Genomic DNA, 23,683 nt, shown 5'->3' on the forward strand with positions numbered 1-23,683 from the left:
CATCGGGCCCTGCCCGGGGGCAGCCCGGCTGCCCGCGCGGGCGGACGGGCCGCACCGCGCGTGCAGGGTCAGGCGCCCGTGACCTGCGCGAGCCAGGAACCGAACTCGGCGGCCAGCACCAGCCGGCCGAGCTTGCGGTACTCCTGCGCGACCGACTCCACGACCTGCCGCATGGTCAGCTCGTTCCCCGATTCCGCCGCGAGATACGCGGCCGTCACCGCACATGACCGGATCGAGCCGCCCGCCAGCTCGAAGCGATCCGCGCAGAACGTCAGGTCGACGTCCTCGGCGCGCGGCAGCCGGTCACCGAGACAGCGGTCCCACAGGGCGAGCCGCTGCGCCGCGTCCGGTATCGGGAAGTCGGCCACCACGTCGAGCCGCCGGGTGAACGCCTCGTCCAGGTTGGCCCGGAGGTTGGTGGTCAGAACGGCGATGCCGTCGAAGGACTCCATGCGCTGGAGCAGGTACGCCGACTCGATGTTGGCGTGCCGGTCGCGGGCGTCCTTCACCTCGGAGCGCTTGCCGAAGATCGCGTCCGCCTCGTCGAAGAGCAGGACCGCGTTGACCGCCGACGCCTCGGTGAAGATCCGTTCCAGGTTCTTCTCGGTCTCCCCGATGTACTTGTCCACCACGGTCGACAGGTCGACCACGTACAGATCCATGCCCAGGTCGGTGGCGACCACCTCGGCGGACATCGTCTTACCGGTGCCGGACTCCCCGGCGAACAGCGCGATCACGCCACGCCCCCGGCCGCCGCCGGGCCGCATGCCCCACTGGCCGAGCACCTGGTCGCGGTGGCGGGCGCGCACCGCGAGTTCGCGCAGCCCCTTCAGGGTCCGCGGCGGCAGCACCAGGTCGTCCCAGCCGACCGCGGGCTCCACCCGGCGCGCCAGCCGGGCGAGGCCCGCGCCGTTCTGCGCCCGTACGGCGGTCCGTACGTCCTCGGCGTCCACCGGGCGCCCGGAGAGCGCGGCCGTGCGCACCGCCGCGTCGGCCGCGCGCCGGAGCTGCCCCGAGTCGAGCCGGTGCGCGGACACGGCACGCGCCAGGTCCTCGCTGCCCGAGCCGTCCGGGGCCCCGGCCGCCTCCAGCGCGAACCGCCACCGCACGGCCTGCTGCTCGGGCGAGGAGGTGCCCACCGTGAAGGACACCGGGGTACGGACGGCCCACCCCGGGTCCCAGACCTGCGAGCCGTAGGTGAACAGCGGAATGCCGGACAGCGCCGCGCACACCGTGCGCAGCACATGGGTCCGCTCGGACGGCTTGTCGGGGAGGTCGTCCAGCGGGCCGAGCACCACCCCGGCGCCGGTCAGCCGGGCCTCGCGGGCGGCGGCCGCGGCCAGTCGGGGCAGGTCGCGGGCGTGCCGGGACAGCGCCGTCGCGTCCAGGACCAGCGGTGTGCGGCCCGTTTCGCGCAGGGCGGCGTCCGCCAGGCCCTCGGGGGCACCGCCGACTGCCCGTAGGTGCACATGCCCGGTGCCGCTCCGGGCCGCGTCGGCGGCCCGCCGGACCAGCGCGGGGTCGGCCGCCGGGTCGGCGGTGCGCTCCCCGAGCACGGAACCCAGCAGGGCGTCCGGCGCCGTGTCGCCCAGCAGATGCGCGGTCACCCGGTCCGGCACGACCAACACCCGTGACAGCGGCGGCCGTTCCGGGTCATGGACCTCCAGCAGGCCCCCGGTGAGCAGTGGCGCGCCGGGGGAGAGGCGGAACCGGGCCGGGGACCGCCCGGTGTGCCCGCACAGTTCGAGGGCCAGCCCGATCGTGGGGCGGCGCCGGGTGAGGTCGTCGTTCAGGTAGCCGTAGAGCTGCTCCAGGCGGGCGTCCAGGTCGGGGGCCAGGGCGACCAGCAGCAGGTCGAGGTCGAGGGGGGTGAGGTCGAAGTCCGTAGCCAGGCGGCCGAGTTCGGAGCCCTCCGAAGGCTGCTCGGGCTCGGTCGCGGACGGTTCGGCGCGGGTGTCGAGGACGCGCTGTGCCGCCTCGGGGGTGAGGTACTGGCCGCGGTAGGGGTCGTCCGGGTCGGGGTCGACGGCCCGTCGCGCGGCGACCGCCTTCCGTACCCGCTCCTCCACGATGCCCAGCCGCCGCCACAGCTCCGGTTCCACGGTGTGCGTCATGGCTGGCGGTCACCCCTCCTGCGGCGCCGGGCGGGCGCGGGCCGCCGCTCCCGGGAGCCGCCGAAGCCCTCCCCGCCGGGGTCGTCGATCTCCGCGTAGCGGAGTCGGCGCGCCGACTCCGGCTCGTCCGGCTGCGACCGGGGCACCGACCGTACGACCACGCCCTCGGTGACCGGCGGCGCGGCGACCCGCACGATGCCGGCCAGCGGCGCCCGTACCCGGACCCCGAGCGAGGGCTTCAGCTCGCCGCCGAGCGCGGACCACACGTCGGACGCGGCCGGGGCGTCCAGACCGGTGCCGCCCCCGTCGATGCCCACGATCAGGCCGAGTTCGGCCAGCGTGCCGGTGAGCAGATGCGGGGCCAGGGTGTCCGTGGACACCAGGGTGGTCAGCACCTGGGACAGCAGCCGGTGCTCGTCCTGCGGGCGGCTCGCCCACGCGGTGACCAGATACGTCAGCTCGAACCACCGGGCGGGCGAGCGCCGGGCGACGACGAAGCCGTCCTCGTCGTAGATCTCGCCCGCGCTGCTGTTGCGCCGGGAGTTGTCCTCCCGGACGTCGTACAGGAACGCGCACACCGTGGGCGCGCTGCGCCGGGCCGCCCAGTCGCTGGTCGGCGCGTCGAAGACCACCTCGACGCCCGACGCCGCGAGCCCGGACTCCTCCAGCAGGCCCCGCAGGGCCTCGTCGACCTCGTGGATCATCGGCGGGTCACCTCGTCCGGGGGCTGCACGCTGCCGTTGACGACCAGGAAGTCCGTCTTCACCGGGGAGAAGCCGGGGCCGCTCGCGGTGATGGTGCGCGGGCCCGTCTGGTCCTTGGCCAGGATCAGCAGCTGCCCGATGAACGTGCCGTCCGGCAGCGGCACCGTCGGCGCGGCGGCGGCCGTGATGCCGGGCTTCCAGCGGAACCGGACCGGCACGCCCGGCGGGAAGTCCTTGCCGCGCACCGAGGTCACGAAGCCGGGCTTGCCGATCGGCGGCACCGCGATGATCCGGGGCTGGAGGACACGCAGCCGCTGCCGGGCGGAGTTGTCGCCCCGGTCGGCGTCCGTGCCGGTGGTGGTCAGCTTGCCGGTGACCGTGGCGGTCAGCGCCTTCTTCGGGCTGAGCACGACCTGGAGGGTGCTGCGGGCACCGGGCGCCAGATCGGGCAGCGCGCACAGCCAGCCCGCGTCACAGCCCGGCGGGCGCCCGTTGTTCGGGATGTTCGCGGGCAGGCCGATGCGCAGCCGGAGCCCGGTGGCCAGCGCGTTGCGGCCGTTGCGGACGGTGTACGTGACGACCACGCGGCCGCCGACATAGCCGGGGTTCGGATTGGCGGTGACCGTCACGCCCGGCCCGGCCTTCGGCGCCGGGGGTTCCGGAACCGGCGGCGCCGGGGGCGCGGGCGGCACCGGAGGCGTCGTGGGCGGCGTCGGCGTCGGGGTGGGCGGGGTCGGGCTCGGCGTCGGGTCGGGCGGCGCGGGCGCCTCGCGCACCGGGACCACCGTGCGGTCGGTGTTGTCGCTCGGGTCGGGGTCGAGCACGGCGCCGGTCACCGACCAGTCCAGCGGCTGGTCGCCGGGCGTGACCCCGGTGACGGTGACGGTCACCGGGACGGTCGCGCCGGGCGGCACCACGCCGAGGTCGCAGGTGAGGCCGCGCACGTCGCAGTTCCGGCCGGGCGCGGTCAGCCCGGTGACGGTCGCCCCGAGGGGCGGCGCCACGGTGAACCGGGTGCCCGGCGAGGCCGCCGGGCCCTGGTTGACGACGTCGACGCGGACGGTGCCGGTACGGCCGACGATCACCCGCCCCGACGTGTCGGGGGCCTGTACCGCGAGGTCCACGGACTGCTGCACCGAGGGCTCCTTCTGGCGGCCCCCCAGCCCGGTGGTGAGCGGGGTCAGGGCGCCCGACTCCACGTCCACCCGGCTCAGCTTCTCCGGGCTGTTCGCCGCGAGTTCGGCACGGGAGCTGAACACCAGGCTCGTACCGTCGGCCGTCCAGGCGGCGTCCCGCGGCTGGAACGGACCCGTGGCCGAGGCGTCCGGCAGCTCCCGGCCGCAGGCGCCCGGCAGACCACGGGCGGCGGCGGGCAGCAGCACCCGGCAGTCGTCACCCGACACCGAGGTGAGCAGGAGCCCGCCCTGCTGGTCGACGCGACCGCCGCCCGCCTTGCGGTTGAAGGCGATGGTCAGCCCGTCGGGGGAGAAGGCCGGGCTGTCGTCGATGACGTCGCAGGCGCCGGGACAGTCGGCGGCGCTGAGGTCGCGCTGCTGGTCGAGGCGGTCGACCGGGACCGTCCAGATGTGCTTGTTGCCGTTGCCGCCGTTGATGACCTGCGTACGGGTGAAGGCGAGCCGGGTGCCGTCCGAGGACCAGGTGGGCTGGGCGTCGGTGCCCTGCGCCTGCCCGGCCGGCGGGGTGATCGTGCCCCGGAGCGCGCCGGTCGCCACGTCGGCGACGAGCACCCGGCTCGGCCCCGCCGCGTCGCCGGTGCCACCGGGTGAAGTACGCCGGAAGGCGAGGGACTTGCCGTCGGGGGAAAGGGTCGGATCGGTGTCCCAGTCCTTCGCGCCGCGACCGGCCAGCGGCAGGGGCCGCGCGTTGGAGCCGTCGGCGTCGGCCAGCCAGATCCGCTCGACGCGTCCGGCGTCGGAGTCCTCGAACCGGGTCAGCACGATCCGCCGCCCGTCCGGGGTGTAGTTCTGCCGCTCCGTCCACGGGTCGGACCCGGCGGCGGGCTGGAACAGCGGGTCCTTCGTCGGGTCGGTGTTGGTGTCGGCGGCCGGGTCCTCGTTCAGGATCGTCAGACCCAGGTCGCGGGGGTCGGAGCCGTCCGCGCGAGCGTCCTGGAGGGTCACCACATGCGGTCCGGCCGCGGTGACGCGGTCCACCACGGCCCCGCCGCCGTCCACCGGTCCGAGCCAGGTGACCGTGCCGACCTCGCGGTCCTCGGTCAGGACCAGCGACCGGTTGGCGTCGTTGTCGGAGTGCACGACCGTCTTGAAGACGTGGTCGAAGTCGCCCTCGCAAGTGCAGTCGCGGTCCGGGCTGAGGAACAGCAGCTGGTTCCCATCGGGCAACCACGCTGCCCCATGGGTACGCCAGCCTGCCTCCGTAGCGCCCAGCAGTGGGCCGCCGTCACCCGAACTGGCATAGACATAGCGCAGCTTGGGGCCGTCGGCGGTGGTCGCCGTGTACGCGATGATGTCGCGCTTCTCGGCGGTGTCCAGCGGGTTCCACGCCGGATCGCTCGCCGTGCCGTTCTCCGGACCGGTGACCCGGTTCGCGTTGCCGCCCTGGAGCGGGCGGACGTAGATCTGCTGCCCGGCCAGCGGGTCGGTGGTGCTGGAATAGGCCAGACGCTGCCCGTCCGGCGACACCGTCGGGCACTCCTCGTCGGCCGGGGTGTTCGTCAGCCTGGTCAGGCCCGTGCCGTCGGTGCGCACCAGCCACAGGTCGCGCTGGGTCGCCCCACCGGGGCCGCCTGGCTCGGCGGAGTCGAAGACCACCGACCGGCCGTCCGGCGTCAGCCGCGGGTGCGCCGCGTCCCGGCCGCTGGTCAGCTTGGCCACGGAGCCGTCGGCGGCCCGCAGGTAGACCTGCGGGTTCCGCTCGTCCCGGCGGCTGGCGAACACCAACTGAGCGCCCAGCGCCGAGGGTTCCACGTCGTAGTGGGTGGCACCGGCGCCGAACAGCGGGGTGCTGGACTTCGTCGTCACCACCCGGCCCAGGCTGCGGTGCCGGGTACCCGCGAAGGCGATCCGGGTCGCCGCCGCGTCACCGGCTCGCGGGCGGGCCTTCGCCGTACCGGGACCGGCGGCCGCGGTGACCGCCAGCAAGGGGACCAGCATCAGCAATGCCAGGCCGATCCGCTCCAGCGGGTACCGCCACCCGCCGGCCTTGTCCGTGCCCGTCACGGGCCCACCTCACCGTCCGCACTCCGCTCATCCACAACCGCCCGCCATCCTGGGCGCCGCCGTCCCCGGTGCGGCAGGGCCGACGGGACGCTCTCGGGGGAAGGGGTGGAGGGGCTTTCGGGCAGTGTGCCGACAGCCGGTGGTCAACGCACCTGTCAGATCAGGCCGTTGCGCAGGGCGTAGCCGACCGCGTGGGCCCGGTTGCGGAGCTGCAACCGGGTGATCACCTCGTGCAGCACGTTCTTCACGGTGCGCTCGGAGTACGAGGTCTTCCGGGCGATCTCCCCGGTGTCCAGGCCCTCCGCCACCAGCCGCAGCATCTCCGTCTCCCGGGGCGCCAGCGTGGACAGCGACGCCGCCCGCGGGTCGAGCGGGGAGGAGCGCTGCATGCTGCCGACGTGGGTGAGGAGTTTGGCGAGCAGATCGCCGGGCAGCATGCCCTCGCCGTTGGCTATGGCGAGGACCAGACGCAGCAGCCGGTCCTGGTCGGCCTCGGCACGGCGGAGCACCGCGGCGACACCGTTGTCTATGGCGCGCTGGAGAGCGTCACCCGACTCGAAGGTACCGACCACCAGGCCGGTCCGGGTCGCGGAGTTGTGGCGCAGCCGGTTGAGCAGCGCCGATGTCTCGTCGTCCACCGTGTCGACGGTGATCAGGGAGACCTGGGCGCTGTCGGCCGACCCGGCCTCCACGAACTCGATCTCGGGACGCTGGCGCAACTGGTGCACGATGCCGACGTAGAGGACGGGATCGGGGGCGTAGACGGTGACGGACACCCGCTCGGGCCGCCGGGCCGAGGTGGTCCAGGGCGCGGTGTGGGCGGCGGGAGCGGGATGGTTGGCCTGAGGGCAGCTCGTGGTCATGAGTCCTGTTTCCATCGAACGTGTGGGGGGTGGTGCGACGCGCCGTGGAGCAACGTGCGGGACCGAGCGGCGGAAGTCGGCCCGCGCAGGGTCTTCGAAAGTCAACTGGTGCTATCCCGAAGGGAGTAGGGGAGCGCTGTCCGGGGCACACGCGCTGCCCGCGGGCTTGCCCTCGCGTCTCTCCGAAGTGCGGGGGCCCCGTCATACGGTCACCGTGTGACGTCTCCAGCACCCACCCCAAGCCCCGGCGCGCCCGGTTCCGACATCCCCGCGGTGTCGGTGACGCCCGGCGGCCTCGCCACCACCACCCTGACCGTCCGCAACGACAGCGACATCGTCGAGGCATACGGCCTCGAGGTGGTCGGCGACTGCGCGGCCTGGGCCACGGTGGAGCCCGCGCGCGTGTCCCTGTACCCGGGAACCTCCGAGACGGTGACCATCCGCCTCGAACCCCCGAGGTCCCCCGAGGTCCGGGCCGGTGAACTGCCGCTCGCCGTGCGCGTGCTGCCCACCGAGCACCCCGAGGCGGTACGGGTGCCCGAATCGACGGTGCGCGTCGAGGAGTTCCGGGAGCTGCGCGCCGAGATCGCCCCGCGCCGTCGCCGGGGCTGGCTGCGCGGCCGCTACCGGCTGGCGCTGCGCAACGAGGGCAACTCCCCGGTGACCCTGGGCTTCACCCCCGCCCAGCCCGGCGAGGAACTGCGCTTCACCGTCAAGCCCGCCGAACAGACGCTGGAGCCCGGCGAGTCGGCGGAGGTCGGCCTGCGGGCGCGCATCGGCAAGCCGGTGTGGTTCGGCGCCCCGGTGATCTGGCCGTTCACGGTCACCGTCGCCGAGACGGCGCAACCGGAGGCCACGCAGCCGGAACCGACCGACGCCATCCGTACACCGCTGGACGCGGAGTTCGTACAGATCCCGGTCTTCCCCAAGTGGCTGCTCGCCGTGCTCGCCGCCCTGATCGCGCTGCTCCTCGCCTGGTTCACCCTGGTGCGGCCCGCCGTGCGCAGCGCGGCCAAGGAGGCGGCCGACGAGGTCGTCCAGCAGCGGCCCACCCCCGGCGGCAGCGAGCAGGCCGGTCCGGGCACCGGAGCCGACGGCGGGCGGCCCGGCACCGGCAGTGGTGGCGCGGGCAGTCAGCCGGGCACGGGTGGCGGCGACGGTACGGGCACCGGGACGGGAACCGGCGGTGGCGGCGGCGGTGGAGCCGCGGGCGGCGGCCAGAGCTCGGCCACCATCGACGTACAGACGGGCGGCGGCGCGGAGAAGACCGGCACGTACACGGTCCCCGCCGACAAGGTCTTCCAGGTCACCGACATCGTCGTGGCCAACTTCCAGGGCGACGAGGGGGTGCTGACCATCAACTTCGGTGACCGGAAGATCACGACGATCGCGCTGGAGACCTTCCGCAACCAGGACTATCACTGGGTCACCCCCATCAGGATCGCCGCGAACGACACGGTCACCGCCCAGGTCACCTGTGCCAAGCCCGGCACCCCCGCCACCGGCAGGCGGGCCCAGGAGTGCCATGAGGTGCTCAACGTCAGCGGAGTGCTCAGCGACATCAGGTGACTTGGGCGTCACGCCCATGCTCTGCGAGACGCGCCGTGATGCAAAGCCGCGACAGGGCCGGGAGTCCGGAAAACGGACCCCGGTCCTGTCGCGCAAATGACCGAATTTGCTCAACTATGTTCGGGTGTCTTGCCTGAATTTCTCTCGGTAACCGCGTGTAGGCGTCATTGACTATGAATCAAACTTGGCTTGATCTCCTCTAAGCATCGGAGCGGGATCACCGTCATGATCCGGTTCCGCTCGACCGGGGTGAGGGAGCGCGGTGCGCACACACAGACACGGGACGGACCGGGACGGAACGCACGGTCCCGACACCGATCGGGCACGGCCGGGCGGCCCACCGGCTCCTCCCCTCCTGGCCCTCCAGCGGTCGGCGGGCAACGCGGCGGTGTCCCGGCTGGTCGCGGACGCCCGGTCCGAGTCCGAGGACGTCGTCCAGCGTTCGCCCGAGTCCTCGCGGCCACCCTCGCGCACCTCGCAGAAGTCACAGGAATCGCAGCAGACCGAGAGCTCCCAGGCGTCCGCCCCGTCGGTGCCCCTCGCCGACCGGCAGCAGATCAAGTTCGCCCAGGACAAGGCCGAACTCCTCCAGCGCATCGGCAGGATCGAGGCGCTGAAGAACATGGACGGCTTCACCTCCGGCATCGAGGGCTTCCTCGACAACATCGAGGCCGACCTGCGGGCCGGGCGGCCCACCGGGGTGGACGGGGGTGCCATCGGCCGGATCATCGCCGGATTCCAGGACCCCCGGGTGCAGGGCCACCGCGTCCAGTACTCCTGGTACGCCCGGCACCAGGGCAAGGAGGGCTTCCAGGAGTCGCTCGACCGGGTCGCCGGCGCCTCGGCGGACCACGGACAGCTCTGGGCCAAGATGAACTCGGCCATCCCCACCGAGGACGCGGGCGTGGGCCGGGGCGTGGTCCTGGAGGCGTCCGTCCAGGGCCGCATCTTCGACGGCCTCCTGTTCGGCCTGTCCAACTGGAGTGCCTCCGACGCCCTGGCCGCGCTCTGGAAGCGCCTGTCGACGACCTACGTCCAGGCCCTCACCGGCACCGTCACCGCCCACGCCCTGGACGGCACCGTCGGCTCCAGCGTGCTCAGCACCCTGGAGTGGCCCGAGCTGCGCAAGCGGATCGGGGACGGCGCCGTGGACGGGCTGGTCTTCGTCGTCTACCACGCCCACGACGCCCCGGGCGGCGGCCCGGCCGTCCTCGAACCGGTCGAGAGCTTCCACGTTCGTACGCAGAAGGAGTTCGACGGACTGCCCCAGGCGCCCGCCGACCAGTCGTGGTTCGACCGGCAGCGGATCATCGACCGGGACCAACGCCAGGCCCTCGTCGACATCTACTCGCGCGAGGAGGAGCTCGACGCCCTCGACGCCTTCGTGGACGACCTGTTCCGCCGCGAGGGGCGCGACCTGCGCTTCCGGGAGTCCACCACCCCGCACAACACACGGGCCAACTCCGCGCGGGAATCGCCCCGTTCGGGTTCGCCCGGCGCCTGATGACGGCGCCGGGCGACGCCCCGGTCAGGGAGAGGTCGACATCTGGTCGTCGGAGTCCTGGTACTCCTCCCCGCTGCTCTGCGAGTCGAAGTTCATCGTCAGGAACGGCTGCCCCGGAGACTGGGACCCCTCGGACATCTCCACGTCCGAACCGCTCGAAGAGCTGGAGTCACTGTCCGGCGCGAGGTCCGGAACGTCGCGCAGCGTGTAGGTGGCCGTGTCCCCCGTGCCGTTCCGGGTCACCAGATCCGCGGCCACGTACCGTTCGAGCTGCTTCTTGCGGCGGTCCAGGGGGATGTCGGACTTGGAGATGCCCGCCTCGTGCTGGTCGGCGGCGTCGGCAGCCGGCGTGCTGTCCGCGGTGACCGCCTTGTGGTAGTCGTCGTGCGCGAGAATGTCGGCCCGGTCCGTGCTCATCGCCTTGTAGACGAAGTCGTCCATCTCCCCGCTCGTAAGGGTGTCGCCGGAGCTGAGACCGAGGGTGTTCATGGCCTTCTCGTAGAAGGTGAAGATGTCGCTCGGGTCGGCCCCGGCCCTGATCAGGTCGTTGGTGTCCGGCTCGTTCTCCCACTGCTTGTAGTGCGCGCCGTCGTGGTAGACGTCGATCCGTGTCGGCACCATCACCGCACGCTGGGTGCCGTTCGCCGACGCGTAGTGCACCACGAACCGCACGGTGCCCGCGTCGAGATCCGCGAGCGCCCGCTCCATGCGCCGCCACATGCCGGTGCCCTGGTTGAGCGACCACTGCGGGACGATGTTCTTGGAGTCGTCCACACCGCCGACCTCCAGACCCATGACGTGCCCGCGGTCGTACCCGGCCCCGCCGAACAGGTCCTTCCACACCTCCCCCTCGCTGGGCACCTTCCACTTGTTGGCGCGCGCCCGCACCTTGTAAGCCTGCTGGAGCTTGCCCACCGCGATCGGGTTGGGAGCGGCGGCCCTGCCCTTCGTGCCGGTCTTCCGGACCGGCCCGCTCACCTCGTGCGGGCGCTGGATCGGCAGGTCCCGCGCCGCCTCCGCACCCTCCTTCGACGGCAGGTAGTGCGCGACTGTCGCGTTCTCCAGCGTCATGGTCAGCGCCCGCTGCACCATCGCGGGGTCCGCGGCGGCGGCCCGCCGCACCGGACCGGAGTCCGTGGCGGGCGCCCGCTGCACCGACCCGGCCGCGCCGTCCCGGGACGGCCCCGAGTCCGTGCCGGACCGGTCCGGCACCGGGCCGGACATCACCCGGTGCGCGTTGGACTCCGCGGCCCGCTCGAAACGGTCCCCCGGATCGGACAGGGCGAAGCCGTGCCCCGAGTCGGTACCGGACACCGGCCCCTGCCGCTGCTGCACGACATGCGTCAACTCGTGCGCCAGGGTGTGCTTGTCACCGCCGCCGCGCCCCAGTACGACATGACTGCCCGCGGTGTAGGCACGGGCGCCGATCTCGGTCGCGGACCGCTCCGCGTCCGGCCCGCTGTGCACCCGCACGTCCCCGAACCCGGTGCCGAACCGGGCCTCCATCTCCCCGCGCACCGAGGTGTCCAGCGGCCGCCCGGCCTTACGCAGCACCCGATGCACCGACGACCGCTGCACGGCGGCCGCCGCGGCGGCGTTCCCGGCCGAGCGCTGGAGTGCCGCGACACTGCCCGGACTCACCGCCCGCTCCGGCCCGGCCGCTACGACGGCATCCGTCCGGGGGGCCGAAGCCGCACCCCGGCCCTCGGCCGTCTCGTCACCCTGGCCGCCCTGCCGACCCCGCCGCTGGTGTGTCGCCATCTCGCACCTTCCCTCACGTACCTCCATGGTGACCGCCCCGCACCGCGCCCACCAGGACGCCCGAGGCAGTGGCGGGGCAGGGGGGTTGCCCGGAGGGTGCCTGTGTGAGAACCGTGCCCGTGGAGAAGCCCATGGCCAGCGGTGTGCGGGGCGGGCGGCCCGCACCGGTCCCGGCTACCGGCCCTTGCTCCACCCGGCCGGGCCCGAGTACACGTCCACCAGGTCCACCACGAAGACCAGGGTCGAGCCCGGCGGGATCAGCGGCGACGGCGACTGATTCCCGTAGCCGAGACGCGGCGGGACGACGATCTCGCGCCGACCGCCGACCCTCATGCCCCGCACCCCCCGGTCCCAGCCCTTGATGACCTTGCCGCCGCCCAGGGCGAACTTGTACGGCTCGCCCCGGTCCCAGGAGGAGTCGAACTCCCTCCCGGACGCGAAGTTCACCCCGACGTAGTGGACCCGGACCACCATCCCCGGCTTCACCTCGGCCCCGTCCCCGACGACCAGGTCCCGGACGGTCAGCTCGGTGGGAGCGTCACCCCCGGGAACGTCGACCTCGGGCTTCGTCGGTTCACTCATCGCGGTTTCGTCACTCTCCATCTGAAGCCGGCGCCCGGACCAGCCGGACATGGGGACAGGGGGTCACGTTACCGAGCGCACGGGCCGCCCCGGAGCAGGCGTGGACCACGTCTAGGTGAGGCACTGCACGGTCCGCGTCTCGCTGTCGTAGCTCCGTGCCGCGGTGAAGGTTCCCTCCCAGGGCTCGGACAGCTCGGTGGGCAGGAGGTCCGCGGGCCATGGGCCGGTCCTGGAGCGGGTCCGGCCGAGGGTGAGGTGGGGTACCCAGTCGTCCGGCTCGAACAGCGGGTTACCGGCCCCGGGCAGCAGCTCCCACACCCGCCGTTGGAGGGCGGCCAGCGCGGCATCGGGTACGACGCGCCAGGCCAGCACCGAGGTACGTCCCTCGAAGCGGAGCGTGTGCTCCAGCCGTAGGGGGAGCGGGAGTACGGAGAGCGCGGCCGTCAGCGCGGGCCGTGCGTCCCGGGGCAGCTCGGACGCGGTCGTCAGGGTGAGGTGGGGCCGGTTCGTGGGGTGCCGGTGACCGGCCAGGCTGGGCATCCCCGCCGCCGCGAGCCACGCCCAGACCCGCCGTACCCGTGCCTCGGTCGCTTCATCGGGCAGCAGCTCCACCGTGCGCACAGGACCAGCGTAGGGCGCGGGCCGCACCGGCGGATATTCCCTGTCGTCGCGGGCCGGGAACGACCAGACTCGTGGCATGGCTGACATGGGGGCGTTCCGGGACGCGGTCACGGGGTGGATGGCCCGGGGGGTCCGGCGAGCTCGCGCGCGAGCTGGCCGACCGGCTGCCGGTCCGGGTGGTCGTGCTGCTCGAAGGGCCGAGCGACGCGGCGGCGGTCACGGCGCTGGCCGCGCGCCGGAGCAGGGACCTGGCGGCCGAGGGGATCTGTGTCCTGCCGATGGGCGGCGCGATGAACGTCGGGCACTTCGCCCGTCTCCTGGGGCCGCCCGGCCTCGACCTGCGCCTCACCGGCATGTGCGACGAGGCGGAGTACCGCTACTACGTCCGCGGCCTGGAGAGGGCGGGTGCCCCGCGGCACGGGTTCCAGGTGTGCGTGGCGGACCTGGAGGAGGAGCTGATCCGTGCGCTGGGGGTGACCCGGGTGAAGGACCTCGTACGCGCGGAGGGGGACCTGCGGTCCCTGGAGATCTTCCTCGGCCAGCCCGCCCAGCGGGACCGCACCCCGCAGCAGCAATTGCGGCGCTTCCTCGGCACGAAGAAGGGGCGCAAGATCCACTACGGGCGCGTACTCGCCGAGGCCCTCGAACCGGACCAGGTGCCCGCGCCGCTCGATGGCCTGCTCGCGAGCCTGTGACCGCCGATCGGCTCCTCTGCTCTCAACAGCCTTGACACACACGTCATCTGAATTGTCGTCATTGATTCGGTCTCACAGGCAACGCTCAGGGAGTGGTGACCGTCTATCCGCCTGAACGCACCGTCGGCACATCCGCGACATGGGGTGCCGAGTCGGACAGGAGGATCATGTGCGGCATGTCATCGAACGTCACCTCGGCAAGGTCGTGGCGGGCGGATCGCTCGCCGTGGCCACGGGTGCCCTGCTGTTAGCCGTCACGCTCCCGGAGCAGACGGAGACCGGGGTGCGCGCCGAGTCGGCCGGTACCGCGAGCCAGGACGCCGTGGCACCCGCGGGCAAGGTCGAGGCCGCGCCCCGGGAGCCGGAACACGGCGTCGGGAGCGACCCGCTCACCGACGCCGAGACCGCGCGTGCCGAGCAGATCGCACTGCGCGGCAGCGGCATGAGCGCCGCCGCGCGGGACGTCGAGGGAGACCGCGGCCCGCAGCGCATCGCCACCAACCTCGCCGAGGACGCGACGGGCCGGGGGGCTCGCCGCGCGGAGATCATCTACTACGACTACCAGGCGAACGTCACCACCACCAGGACGGTGGACCTGGGAACCGGCAAGGTCACCTCCACGACCACGGCCCGGCACGTGCAGCCACCGCCCAGCGGTGCGGAACTCACCGAAGCGGCCCGCGTGTTGATCGCCGACGCCCACGGCAAGGGCCTCAAGCAGGACTACCGGAAGGCCACCGGGAAGAACCTCACCGGACCCGCGGACCTCGACCTCAGCGGATTCGTCTTCCGCAAGGAGACCGTCGAGCGACTGCCCGCCGCCCTCGAGGCGTGCGGTGAGCACCGCTGTCTGCAGGTCGTGGCCAAGGTCAGGAACGGCCCCTGGATCGACACCCGGGCCTTCGTCGTCGACCTCAGCGCCCGCTCCGTCGGCCGTCTCGGCTGACTTCCCGCTCTTCCCTCTTCGGCGAAGGAGCCGACCAGTCATGCATGTCCCGTACGGCACCCTGTTCCGGCATGCCCGAAACCGGGCCGCGACGATCCTCACGGCCGTCGCCCTCCTCGGCTCACCGCTCGCCCTGGTGAGCCCCGCGGCCGCGGCACCCGCCGCGCCCGCCCCGGCCGACTGCAGCACCGCCTACAAGATCGAGCAGACCCTCGACGGCGGCACCACCTGGCGCATGTGCTGGCACTACAACACCCTCTCCGGCCTGATCCTGGACAAGGTCGGCTACCAGCCCAAGGGCGAGGCCAAGCCCATCCGCGTCCTCGCCAGCGCCCGTCTCGCCCAGGTCCACGTGCCCTACGACGACGGCGACGCGGAGTACGACGACGTCACCGGCACCGACTTCGGCCAGCAACTGCAGAAGCTCCGCCCCGACGAATGCCCCGGCGGCACCATCAAGTCCGTCAAGGTTCCCGACCGGGGCACCGTCGCGGGCCTGTGCGTCACCACCCGCGCCCGCGGGCACGCCTACCGCCTCAACAACGACGCCAGCACCGACGGCAACGGCCACCTCTACACGGCCCAGGGCAAGGACCTGCTCGTCTACACCGTCAACAAGGCGTCGTGGTACGAGTACATCACCGAGTGGCGCTTCGCCTCCGACGGCACCATCAGCTCCAACGTCGGCGCCACCGGCAGCCTTTCGCCCTACGACTTCGACGGCGGCGACACCCGGGGCTGGCCCATCGGCAAGGGCGCCCAGGCCAAGGCCGAGAGCCACGCCCACAACGTGTTCTGGCGGCTGGACTTCAACCTCGACGGCTCCACCAGGACCAAGGCCGAGCAGTACGACTCCAAGGTCACCCCGCCGAGCGGACGCGGCAGCCCGACCACCACCACCCGTCGCACGCCGATCACCAAGGAACTCAGCGGCGACCGCACCGACATGCGTTGGTGGCGCGTGGTGAGCACCGCGGGCAAGAACAAGGACGGCCACCCCCGTTCCTACGAGATCGTGCCCGGCGCCAGCCAGAAGCACCCCGGGCGCCCGTACACCCGGCACGACGTGTTCTTCACCCAGTACAAGGCGTGCGAGCAGTACGCGAGCAACAATCCGGGGTGCCCGAACGGCAGCCCCGCCGGCGTGGACAGGTTCGTGAACGGGGAGACGCTGACCCACCCGATCACCTGGGTGAACATCGGCTTCCACCACATCGCCCGGGACGAGGACCAGCAGCCGATGCCGGTGCACTGGCAGGGCTTCTCCCTCGCCCCGCGTGACGTGACCGCCATGAACCCGCTCACCCCGCGCGACCTGGCCGGTGTGAACGGCCATCCCCACTCCTGAGGTCGGCGACGGACCGTTGTCGACGGGGCGGTACGTTGGCTGTCCGAAAAACTGCGGGCCCAAGGACGGGGAGAGAATGCCGGACAAGCGTCGGGAGGAGAGGCGGGCCCACGGCGAGCTGGCCGCGGACGTGCTGGCGGTGCTGTGGGAGGCCGGCAGGCCGCTGACCGCGCAGGAGGTCAACACGGCCCTCGACAAGGGGCTGGCCAGGACGACCATGGCCACCACCCTGACCCGCCTCTTCGAGAAGGGCGTCCTGCGCCGTACCCCCGCGGGACGCGGCTTCGCGTACGAGCCGGTGGAGGACGCGGCGGGGCTGGTCGCCGACCGCATGCGCCGCGAACTGGAGAGCGAGCCCGCCCGCGACCTGGTCCTGAAGCGGTTCGTGTCCTCCCTGTCCGAGAGCGACGAGGAGACGCTGCGACGCCTGCTGCTCCAGGCCGAGACCGAGGCCGAGGCAGAACCCGAGTGACCTGGGTACTGGCCCTGGTCGTGCTGGCCCTGGGGTTTCCCTGGGGCGCCGCCCTGGTCGCCCGGCGCCTGGCCCTGGTGCTGCCGCCTCGTGAGGCGTCCTGGGCGTTGGCGGGCGCGGCGGTCCTCCTGGCAGGCGGCACGACCGCGGCGCTGGTCGGTCTGTTCCACGTACCGTTCCTCGCCGCCCTGGAGCGGATGTCCCTCGCCCAGGTGCTGGCGGAGTGGCCGGCCGCGGTGCCGTTCGCCGGTACGGCGGGTGCGGTTCTGCTCGTCCAGGCCGTGCTGCTGGTCCGCCGGTGGGCGCGGCAGCGTGCGCTGCTGCGGCGGGCCTGGCAGCTGGCCGGTGAAGGGACGGGTGACGGGGATGTGCTGGTGATTCCCGCCGCCGACGTGGACGCCTTCGCGCTCCCCGCGTACCAGGGGCGGCCCGGCCGGGTCGTGCTGACCTCCGGCACGGTGCGGACGCTGAAGGCGGGCGAGCGCGAAGTGCTGCTCGCGCATGAACGGGCTCATCTGGCCGGGCGCCATCACCTGCTGTCGGCGGTGGTCGACCTCGCCACCGTCGTCCACCCGGCCCTGCGGGGGCTGCGCGCATCGCTCGCCTTTCACCTGGAGCGGTGGGCGGACGAGAGCGCGGCCCGAGTCATGGGCGACCGCCGGATCGCCGCCGCGGCCATCGCACGGGCGGCCCTGGCCGGTTCGTCCCACCGCCGTGGCGGCGCCTATCCACTGCTGTCGGCGGTGAACGGCCCCGTGCCACGGCGTGTCGAGGCACTGCTCCGCCCCGAGCCGACGGCCCCGCGCGGGGGCGCCCGGCGAGCCGCCGTCGCCCTGGCGGGAACCGTGGTGGTCACGGCGGTGGCGGCTCTCGGACTGGCCTACGGACTGCACGAGTACGTGGAGTACGCGGCTCGGCGGCTGATCGGCGCGGAGTAGGGGCGCGTGCGGCCGTCTCATGTGCTGGGAACGGGCTGGGGGTGTGTCGCCGTGAGCGCGGTGTCGTAGCGGCGCAGCAGGGCAGGGCGGTCGCGGCCAGGCCGGTGAGGAGGCCGAGCCAGATTCCCACCGTCTCCAGGTGCAGGGCGAAGGCGAGAAGCCATGCGGCGGGCAGGCCGACGGCCCAGTAGCCGATCACGGTGATCCGGAAACCGCTCCTGGTGTCGTCCAGACCCCGCAGCAGACCGACGCCGATGTTCTGGGCGCAGTCGAAGAACTGCAGGAAGGCCGTGACGATCAGCAGTTGGCCGGCGATGGTCATGGCCCGGGCGGAGCCGTTCGTCAGGATCGGGGCCAGGACGAGGCGCGGCAGGGTGAGATAGACGAGGCCGACGGCGGTCATGACCGTGGCCGCGCAGGCCAGGGCGGTTCACGGTCGGCCCGCGCCCGGGGCGACGGAGTCCCGGCGGGACACCATCAGACAGCCCACGAAACCGAGGATCGCCGGCGTCCAGGACAGCGTGACCGGGCCGACACCCCAGCCGAGCCCGCCGTGGGCGTGGGGCGCGGCCATCCAGTCGGCGATCGACGAGCCGAGGGGACGGGTCAGTACGTAGGCCGACCAGAACGCGGTCACCGCGCCGAGGACACCCGTGCGGTCCGCGACGGCCGGGACCGAGACCGCCACCGCGAACAGGGCGATCGAGCCCAGGTAGGCAGTTCGACCCGCTCCGCGTTCTCCGCCGCACTTCTCGTCCCTACGCGTCGGTGTGCGTCAGGCGATATGCGGCAGCGGCCAGCGTGAGCGCGGTCCAGCCGAGGAGGACCAGCAGACCGGCGCCGGGCGTCAGCGTGGTGGCGTCGTGGGTCACGGCGAACATCGCCGCACCCGCGTTGCCGGGCAGGTAGGGGCTGATGCCGTCGTGCCAGGAGCTCGGGAGCAGGGTGACCAGGCCCGGGATCAGCATCAGCGCGGCGACCAGGACCGAGATGGCGCCCGCCACGGAGCGCAGCAGCGCACCCAGCGCGGCCCCGATCACACCGACCAGGCACAGGTACAGCCCGGCGCCCAGCAGACTCCGTACGACGCCGGGGTGCGAGAAGCCCATGGCGCCGGGCGTACCGGCGACGATCCGGCTGCCGAAGAGGAAGGCCACGAACACCCCGGCCGTCGCGACGACCAGCGAGACCAGCCCGGTCACGGCCGCCTTGGACCACAGCACCGGGAGCCGACGCGGTACGGCCGCCAGCGTCGAGCGGATCATGCCCGTGGAGTACTCCCCGGCCGTGACCAGCACCCCGAGGACGCCCACGGCCAACTGGGCGAAGTTCGTGCCGAAGAGCGACAGGCCCACCGCGTTCTGCCGGGCGAAGTCCTGGTCCATGTGCCCGGACCCGATCTCGGACCGGAAGCGGAACGCGGCGATCAGCCCGAAGCCGACGACGAACAGCAGGCTCAGCCCGAGGACGATCCAGGAGGAGCGCAGCGAGAAGAGCTTGGCCCACTCCGAGGCGAGCACGCGCCGTCCGGTCACCCGGTAGGCGGGACGGCCGCTCGCGGCGGGCGGTGCCTCGGTGGCCGCGGTGAGGGTGCTCACGCGAGCCCCCCGGCGGACGCGACGGCCTCGGCCCGGATGCCCTGATACTCCACGGCGTCCCTGGTCAGTTCCATGAATGCCTCCTCCAACGAGACCTGACGCGTGTGCAGTTCGAAGAGGGCGATCCCGTGCTCGGCCGCGCGCAGACCGATGTCGCGGGCCGACAGCCCGGTCACCTGAAGCTCCTCCGTACCGGCCTGTCCGGTGATCTCCACGCCGGGCCCCGCCAGCACGTCCCGCAGCCGGGCGGGGTCCTGGGCGGCCACCCGCACGGTGTTGCCGCCCGCTTCGCGCACGAGCTCCCGCACGGTCGTGTCGGCCAGCAGTCGGCCACGTCCGACGACGATCAAGTGGTCCGCCACCAGCGCCACTTCGCTCATCAGGTGCGAGGACACGAACACCGTGCGCCCCTCCGCCGCGAGCGACGTCAGCAGGTTGCGAACCCAGAGCACGCCCTCGGGGTCCAGCCCGTTGACGGGCTCGTCCAGCATCACCGTCCGCGGGTCGCCCAGCAGCGCCGCAGCGATGCCGAGCCGCTGTCCCATGCCCAGCGAGAAGGCACCGGCCCGCTTCCCGGCCACGCTGCCGAGGCCGGTGAGGCCGATCACCTCGTCGACGCGGCGGCGGGGGATGCCGTGGGTCAGCGCCAACGCCCTGAGGTGCTGGTACGCGGAGCGGCCCGGATGGATCGACCGGGCCTCCAGGAGGGTGCCGACCTCCTGGAGCGGCGCCCGGTGCCGGTCGTACCGGTGCCCGTTCACCGTGACGGTGCCGCTCGTCGGGGCGTCCAGGCCCACGATCATGCGCATGGTCGTGGACTTTCCCGCCCCGTTGGGGCCCAGGAATCCGGTCACGGAACCCGGCTTCACCACGAAGTCCAGGCCGTCCACGGCGGTTTTCTCGCCGTATCTCTTGCTGAGTTGCCGAGCTTCGATCATCGGTCCGCCGCCTCTCTGGTCGCGTGCGACGACGTATTCCTCGCCGTCTTGGAGATCGCCCAAGAAATGCCACGCCGGTCGGCGACCTAACGCGCGACCCACGGAATTTGGCCGAGATATTCAGGTCGCTGTCATGTCCGGAGGCTCGCTTTTCCGCCTTTTGGACGCGTCCGGAGGAATGCACGGTGACGCGCGGTGGTCAGGATCTGTTCAGGCGGCGAGTGGCACGGTGCGGCCTCATGACATACGAGACATCAGACCCCGCTCCCTCCGTCGAGCCCGGCGCTGCCTCCTGGCCCCGGCTCCAACCGCGCTGGAACAAGGTCCCCGAGGTCACCGCCTACTTCTGGATCATCAAGGTGCTGTGCACGACGGTCGGCGAGACGGCGGCCGATCTGCTGGCCGGGAAGGCGGGACTGGGCCTGACCGGGGTGTCCGTGCTGATGAGTGCCCTGCTGGCGGCGGCGCTCGTCGCCCAGTTCCGCACCCGGTCCTACCGCGCGGGGGTGTACTGGCTCGCCGTCGCCCTCATCAGCGTCGTCGGCACGCTGATCAGCGACAACCTCACGGACAACCTGGGGGTGCCGCTGGAGACCAGCACCGCGGTGTTCGCCGTACTCCTCGCGGTCGTCTTCGCGGTCTGGTACCGGCGTGAGCGGACGCTGTCCATCCACCACATCGACACCGCCGCCAGGGAGACGTTCTACTGGCTCACCGTCCTGTTCACCTTCGCCCTCGGCACGGCGGCCGGGGATCTGGTCTCCGAACGGATGAACCTGGGTTACTGGCTGGGCGCGTTGTTGTTCGCGATCGCCATCGCGGCGACAGCCGTCGCGCGTTTCACCCTCGGTATGAACGCGGTCCTGAGTTTCTGGATCGCCTACGTGCTGACCCGCCCCCTCGGCGCGTCCATCGGCGACTACCTCTCCCAGCCGTCCGCCGACGGCGGCCTGGGCCTGGGCACCGTGGTGACGAGTGCGCTGTTCCTCGCGGTGATCCTGGGACTCGTGATCCATCTGACCGTGACCCGTAAGGACGTCACTTCGGCGAGGCCCACGCCCTCCTCGTGATCCCGTCAGCGGGCGGGCAGAGTGACCGTGAACCGGGCTCCGCGCGTGTGACCGGAGTCGAAGGAGACCTCACCGCCCACGGAGCGGGCCAGCCGTCGCGCGAGAGGCAGCCCCAGGCCCGCACCGTCGTGCCCGTCGTCGCCGTCGGCGCGCCGACCGGGAGTGAACAGGTCTCCCACGAAGTCCTCGGGCACGCCGGGGCCGTCGTCGGTGACCTCGACGCGGACGCCGTCGGCGGTCCGGCGGGCCGACACCGTCACGCTCGAACGGGCGTAGCGGACGGCGTTGGCCAGCAGAGGACTGACGACGCGTTCGAGCAGGGCGGGCGGGAGAGCCGCCCCGATGGTCGGCTCCTCGGCATCGAGCGTGCTTCTCACACCCTCTGTCGAGTGGAGCTGCCGGAGCATGCGCTCCAATACCGGCAGGACATCGGTGGCGCCCGGTGTGTCCAGTGCCCGCTCACGGGCGTCGTCGAGGAGCGCGTCGCAGATACCGCGCATCGAGTGCGCCGCTTCGGTGAGCCGCTGGTGGGTGGCCCGGGTCTCGGCCTCCGAGCGCGGCCGGGCCCGCCACCAGTCGAGTTCCACGACCATCCGGGTGAGCGGGGTGCGCAGTTCGTGGGACAGCTCCCCGGTCAGCTGCCGCTCGTGCCGGAGCACGGACCGTATCCGGTCCAGCAGCACGTCCAGCGAGCCTCCGAGCCTGGCCAGTTCGACCGGATGGTGCGCCGCGCCGAACCGCTCCTCGGACCCCACCGCACCCCACTGGGCGGCCTGCGCGGTCATGGACTGCACAGGGCGCAGCGCCCGGCCGACCGACAGCCGGGTGAGGACGTACGTACACGCGAGCATCACGGCGTCGAGCACGAGTGACGCCCTGAGCAGGGCATCGGCGGAACCGCGGTACGGGCCCAGGCTCAGCGCGGTGACGATCACGGCGGCATGCGTACCCGGCACCCGCAGCGAACACAGGCGGACCGGCAGGCCGCCGTCGGCGGTCGCGCACCTCTGTCGCCCCGCACCGGCCATGTCGGCGGCGACCGCGGAGAGTCGGCCGCCCGGCGCTGCCGTGACGGACGGCCCCTCCAGCAGTCGGCCGTCCGCGTAGATCCACACGTTGGTGTCGAGCAGCTGGTCGTTCACGCTCTCCCGTACGCGCGCCCGGGAGCCGCTGGTGTCGACGGTGGTGGCGACGGCCTCGGCCCGGTTGCGCAGCTCCGCGTCCGCCTGGGCCCGTAGATGCCGGGTGCCGGCCAGGTTGAACACGATGGTGAGCAGCGTCATGATCAGCGCCGCCGTGGTCAGCGCCACCAGGGACAGACGGCCTCGCAGCGTGCGTGGGGCGAGTCGATGCGCCAGCGGTGTCATGACAGGCGGTGCCCGACCCCGCGGGCGGTGCCGATCGACAGACCACTGCCCGCCTCGCGCAGCTTGCGCCGCATCCGTGAGAGGTACTGGTCCAGCGTGTTGTCACTGACGTACGCGCCCTCGGGCCAGCCGGTCCGTACGAGGTCGAGGCGGCGCACGATGCTTCCCCCGGCGGCGACCAGCGCGGCCAGCAGCCGGAACTCCGTCGGTGACAGGGCGACGGGTGCCCCGCCACCGCTCGCCATGCTGTGGTTGACGGCGTCCAGGACGAGGTCGGCGTGCGACACCGCGGGCCGGTCGGCGGACCGTTTCAGCATCGCTCGCAGCCGTGCCGTCAGCTCGGCGAGATGGAACGGCTTGGACAGGTAGTCGTCTCCTCCGGCGGAGAAGCCGGACAGCCGGTCGGTGATCCGGTGCCGGGCGGTCAGGAAGATCACCGGAGCGCGGAACCCGTTGGCCCGCATCGCCTGGCACACGTCGCGCCCGTCCGAGTCGGGCAGGCCGATGTCCAGCACCGCGGCCTCGATACCGGTGTCCGCGAGCCGCAACGCCGTCGCGCCGTCGGCGGCCGTCACGGGGTCGAAGTCGCCGGACAGTCCGCGGCGCAGCGAGTCCCGTAGCGCGTGGTCGTCCTCGACGATCAGGATCTTGGGCCGCATGAGCCTTCCTCGGTGCTCGGCCGGGGCTCGCGACCCGCGACGAACAGGTCGGGCAGCCACCGGGCGGCGCCCCACAGACACACGCCCAGCCAGCCCGCCGCGAACAACCAGCCCCCGGCGACATCGGTGAACCAGTGCACCCCCAGGTAGACCCGGCTGAGCCCCACCGCCGCACCCCAGCAGCCGATGAGCAGCCGCAGCACCGCCCCGCCTCGCGGAGCGCGCAGCACAATGGCGACGAGCAGCAGCCTGGCCGTGAGCGCGCCCGTCGTGCTGTGCCCCGAAGGGAACGCCCAGCCGGAGGCGTGCGTCGCCCAGTCCGCGAACGGCGGGCGCGGCCGTCGGGTTAGCCCCATCACCGCGTACCGGAGGGCCTGGCCGGTGCCCAGGCAGAGCACGCCGAACGCGGCGGCGCCGAGTCGCTGCCGGGAGGTGCGCCCGGTCACGAGGGCGGCCACCACGAGCAGCGCGTACGGGAGCACGCCGGTCCCGGTGCCGGTCACCGCGCGGGCCAGGGCCAGTGCCGCGCCCGGTCGGTGTCCGAGCGACCAGGCGAGCAGGTCGCGGTCGAGCTCCAGTGGCGCGCCTCCGCCCCCGACGGCCACCGCGGCCAGCACGCCGAACGCGGCCCAGATCCCGAGCGTGACACTCCCGGCCAGATCCGCGGCCTCCCGGCGCCTCATCCGACGATCGGCGCTGCGCCGGAGCGTTGCCGTCCCGGCCGCCACGCCACG

21 protein-coding genes and 1 pseudogene are annotated in these 23,683 nt (G+C 72.7%); 8 read left to right on the forward strand and 14 right to left on the reverse strand.

What is annotated here, in order from left to right:
* Positions 1–68: 68 nt before the first annotated feature.
* From ACIPPM_RS18850 to ACIPPM_RS18865, 4 genes are all read right to left on the reverse strand, one after another.
* The gene (locus tag ACIPPM_RS18850; protein ID WP_401448948.1) at positions 69–2,114 is read right to left on the reverse strand and encodes an ATP-binding protein; all 2,046 of its coding nucleotides are present in this window, start codon (positions 2,112–2,114) and stop codon (positions 69–71) included.
* On the reverse strand, positions 2,111–2,818 hold the full coding sequence (locus ACIPPM_RS18855; RefSeq protein WP_401448950.1) for a DUF4255 domain-containing protein: 708 nt from the start codon (positions 2,816–2,818) through the stop codon (positions 2,111–2,113). Before ACIPPM_RS18855 ends, ACIPPM_RS18850 begins: the two co-directional genes overlap by 4 nt.
* Entirely contained in the window at positions 2,815–5,952 is a 3,138-nt protein-coding gene (locus tag ACIPPM_RS18860; protein WP_401450106.1) for a hypothetical protein, read from the reverse strand. The genes ACIPPM_RS18855 and ACIPPM_RS18860 overlap by 4 nt, the downstream gene beginning before the upstream one ends.
* 221 nt (positions 5,953–6,173) lie before the next feature.
* Positions 6,174–6,881, reverse strand: coding sequence for a LuxR C-terminal-related transcriptional regulator (locus tag ACIPPM_RS18865; protein WP_393593362.1), 708 nt, complete (start codon positions 6,879–6,881; stop codon positions 6,174–6,176).
* 216 nt (positions 6,882–7,097) lie between these two features.
* Here ACIPPM_RS18865 and ACIPPM_RS18870 point away from each other — a divergent pair, with 216 nt between their 5' ends.
* The gene (locus ACIPPM_RS18870; RefSeq protein WP_401448953.1) at positions 7,098–8,450 is read left to right on the forward strand and encodes a hydrolytic protein; all 1,353 of its coding nucleotides are present in this window, start codon (positions 7,098–7,100) and stop codon (positions 8,448–8,450) included.
* Positions 8,451–8,712: 262 nt separating this feature from the next.
* Complete coding sequence (locus tag ACIPPM_RS18875) at positions 8,713–9,954, forward strand: hypothetical protein (protein ID WP_401448955.1); 1,242 nt, start codon at positions 8,713–8,715, stop codon at positions 9,952–9,954.
* A gap of 24 nt (positions 9,955–9,978) precedes the next feature.
* Here the strand turns inward: ACIPPM_RS18875 and ACIPPM_RS18880 are convergent, their stop codons facing one another.
* From ACIPPM_RS18880 to ACIPPM_RS18890, 3 genes are all read right to left on the reverse strand, one after another.
* Entirely contained in the window at positions 9,979–11,715 is a 1,737-nt protein-coding gene (locus ACIPPM_RS18880; RefSeq protein WP_401448957.1) for a DUF4157 domain-containing protein, read from the reverse strand.
* A 174-nt stretch (positions 11,716–11,889) separates the two neighbouring features.
* Complete coding sequence (locus ACIPPM_RS18885) at positions 11,890–12,297, reverse strand: FKBP-type peptidyl-prolyl cis-trans isomerase (RefSeq protein WP_401448960.1); 408 nt, start codon at positions 12,295–12,297, stop codon at positions 11,890–11,892.
* Positions 12,298–12,408: 111 nt separating this feature from the next.
* The gene (locus ACIPPM_RS18890; protein ID WP_401448962.1) at positions 12,409–12,918 is read right to left on the reverse strand and encodes a 2'-5' RNA ligase family protein; all 510 of its coding nucleotides are present in this window, start codon (positions 12,916–12,918) and stop codon (positions 12,409–12,411) included.
* Between the two features lie 76 nt (positions 12,919–12,994).
* Between ACIPPM_RS18890 and ACIPPM_RS18895 the strand changes: the two are divergent.
* From ACIPPM_RS18895 to ACIPPM_RS18915, 5 genes and pseudogenes are all read left to right on the forward strand, one after another.
* A pseudogene (locus ACIPPM_RS18895) lies at positions 12,995–13,613 on the forward strand (TOPRIM nucleotidyl transferase/hydrolase domain-containing protein).
* A 169-nt stretch (positions 13,614–13,782) separates the two neighbouring features.
* On the forward strand, positions 13,783–14,559 hold the full coding sequence (locus tag ACIPPM_RS18900; RefSeq protein WP_401448965.1) for a Tat pathway signal sequence domain protein: 777 nt from the start codon (positions 13,783–13,785) through the stop codon (positions 14,557–14,559).
* A 40-nt stretch (positions 14,560–14,599) separates the two neighbouring features.
* A complete protein-coding gene (locus tag ACIPPM_RS18905; protein ID WP_401448968.1) occupies positions 14,600–15,907 on the forward strand; it encodes a copper amine oxidase in 1,308 nt (435 codons plus the stop codon).
* A gap of 76 nt (positions 15,908–15,983) precedes the next feature.
* Positions 15,984–16,379 (forward strand): BlaI/MecI/CopY family transcriptional regulator, encoded by a 396-nt coding sequence (locus ACIPPM_RS18910; protein ID WP_401448971.1) that lies wholly within the window; start codon positions 15,984–15,986, stop codon positions 16,377–16,379.
* Positions 16,376–17,317: a M56 family metallopeptidase gene (locus ACIPPM_RS18915; protein ID WP_401448973.1), complete on the forward strand. Its 942-nt coding sequence runs from the start codon at positions 16,376–16,378 to the stop codon at positions 17,315–17,317. Before ACIPPM_RS18910 ends, ACIPPM_RS18915 begins: the two co-directional genes overlap by 4 nt.
* Here ACIPPM_RS18915 and ACIPPM_RS18920 read toward each other — a convergent pair.
* From ACIPPM_RS18920 to ACIPPM_RS18935, 4 genes are all read right to left on the reverse strand, one after another.
* Positions 17,232–17,720 (reverse strand): MATE family efflux transporter, encoded by a 489-nt coding sequence (locus ACIPPM_RS18920; RefSeq protein WP_401448975.1) that lies wholly within the window; start codon positions 17,718–17,720, stop codon positions 17,232–17,234. The two genes, ACIPPM_RS18915 and ACIPPM_RS18920, sit on opposite strands and share 86 nt — an antisense overlap.
* A gap of 27 nt (positions 17,721–17,747) precedes the next feature.
* Positions 17,748–18,005: a hypothetical protein gene (locus tag ACIPPM_RS18925; protein ID WP_401448977.1), complete on the reverse strand. Its 258-nt coding sequence runs from the start codon at positions 18,003–18,005 to the stop codon at positions 17,748–17,750.
* Between the two features lie 70 nt (positions 18,006–18,075).
* Complete coding sequence (locus tag ACIPPM_RS18930) at positions 18,076–18,915, reverse strand: ABC transporter permease (RefSeq protein ID WP_401448979.1); 840 nt, start codon at positions 18,913–18,915, stop codon at positions 18,076–18,078.
* Complete coding sequence (locus ACIPPM_RS18935; protein WP_401448982.1) at positions 18,912–19,853, reverse strand: ATP-binding cassette domain-containing protein; 942 nt, start codon at positions 19,851–19,853, stop codon at positions 18,912–18,914. Before ACIPPM_RS18935 ends, ACIPPM_RS18930 begins: the two co-directional genes overlap by 4 nt.
* Positions 19,854–20,092: 239 nt before the next feature.
* On the opposite strand from ACIPPM_RS18935, the gene ACIPPM_RS18940 reads away from it, so the two are divergent.
* Positions 20,093–20,923 (forward strand): hypothetical protein, encoded by an 831-nt coding sequence (locus ACIPPM_RS18940; protein ID WP_401448985.1) that lies wholly within the window; start codon positions 20,093–20,095, stop codon positions 20,921–20,923.
* A gap of 5 nt (positions 20,924–20,928) precedes the next feature.
* Here the strand turns inward: ACIPPM_RS18940 and ACIPPM_RS18945 are convergent, their stop codons facing one another.
* The 3 genes from ACIPPM_RS18945 to ACIPPM_RS18955 are packed head-to-tail and all read right to left on the reverse strand — an operon-like array spanning position 20,929 to position 23,632.
* Positions 20,929–22,290 carry a sensor histidine kinase gene (locus ACIPPM_RS18945; RefSeq protein WP_401448988.1) on the reverse strand — a complete coding sequence of 454 codons (1,362 nt, stop codon included), beginning with the start codon at positions 22,288–22,290 and terminating at the stop codon, positions 20,929–20,931.
* Positions 22,287–22,949, reverse strand: coding sequence for a response regulator transcription factor (locus ACIPPM_RS18950; RefSeq protein WP_401448991.1), 663 nt, complete (start codon positions 22,947–22,949; stop codon positions 22,287–22,289). Before ACIPPM_RS18950 ends, ACIPPM_RS18945 begins: the two co-directional genes overlap by 4 nt.
* The gene (locus ACIPPM_RS18955) at positions 22,931–23,632 is read right to left on the reverse strand and encodes a phosphatase PAP2 family protein (RefSeq protein ID WP_401448994.1); all 702 of its coding nucleotides are present in this window, start codon (positions 23,630–23,632) and stop codon (positions 22,931–22,933) included. The genes ACIPPM_RS18950 and ACIPPM_RS18955 overlap by 19 nt, the downstream gene beginning before the upstream one ends.
* Positions 23,633–23,683: the final 51 nt, after the last annotated feature.

Source organism: Streptomyces sp. NPDC090119, from assembly GCF_044747085.1.
Taxonomy (GTDB): domain Bacteria; phylum Actinomycetota; class Actinomycetes; order Streptomycetales; family Streptomycetaceae; genus Streptomyces.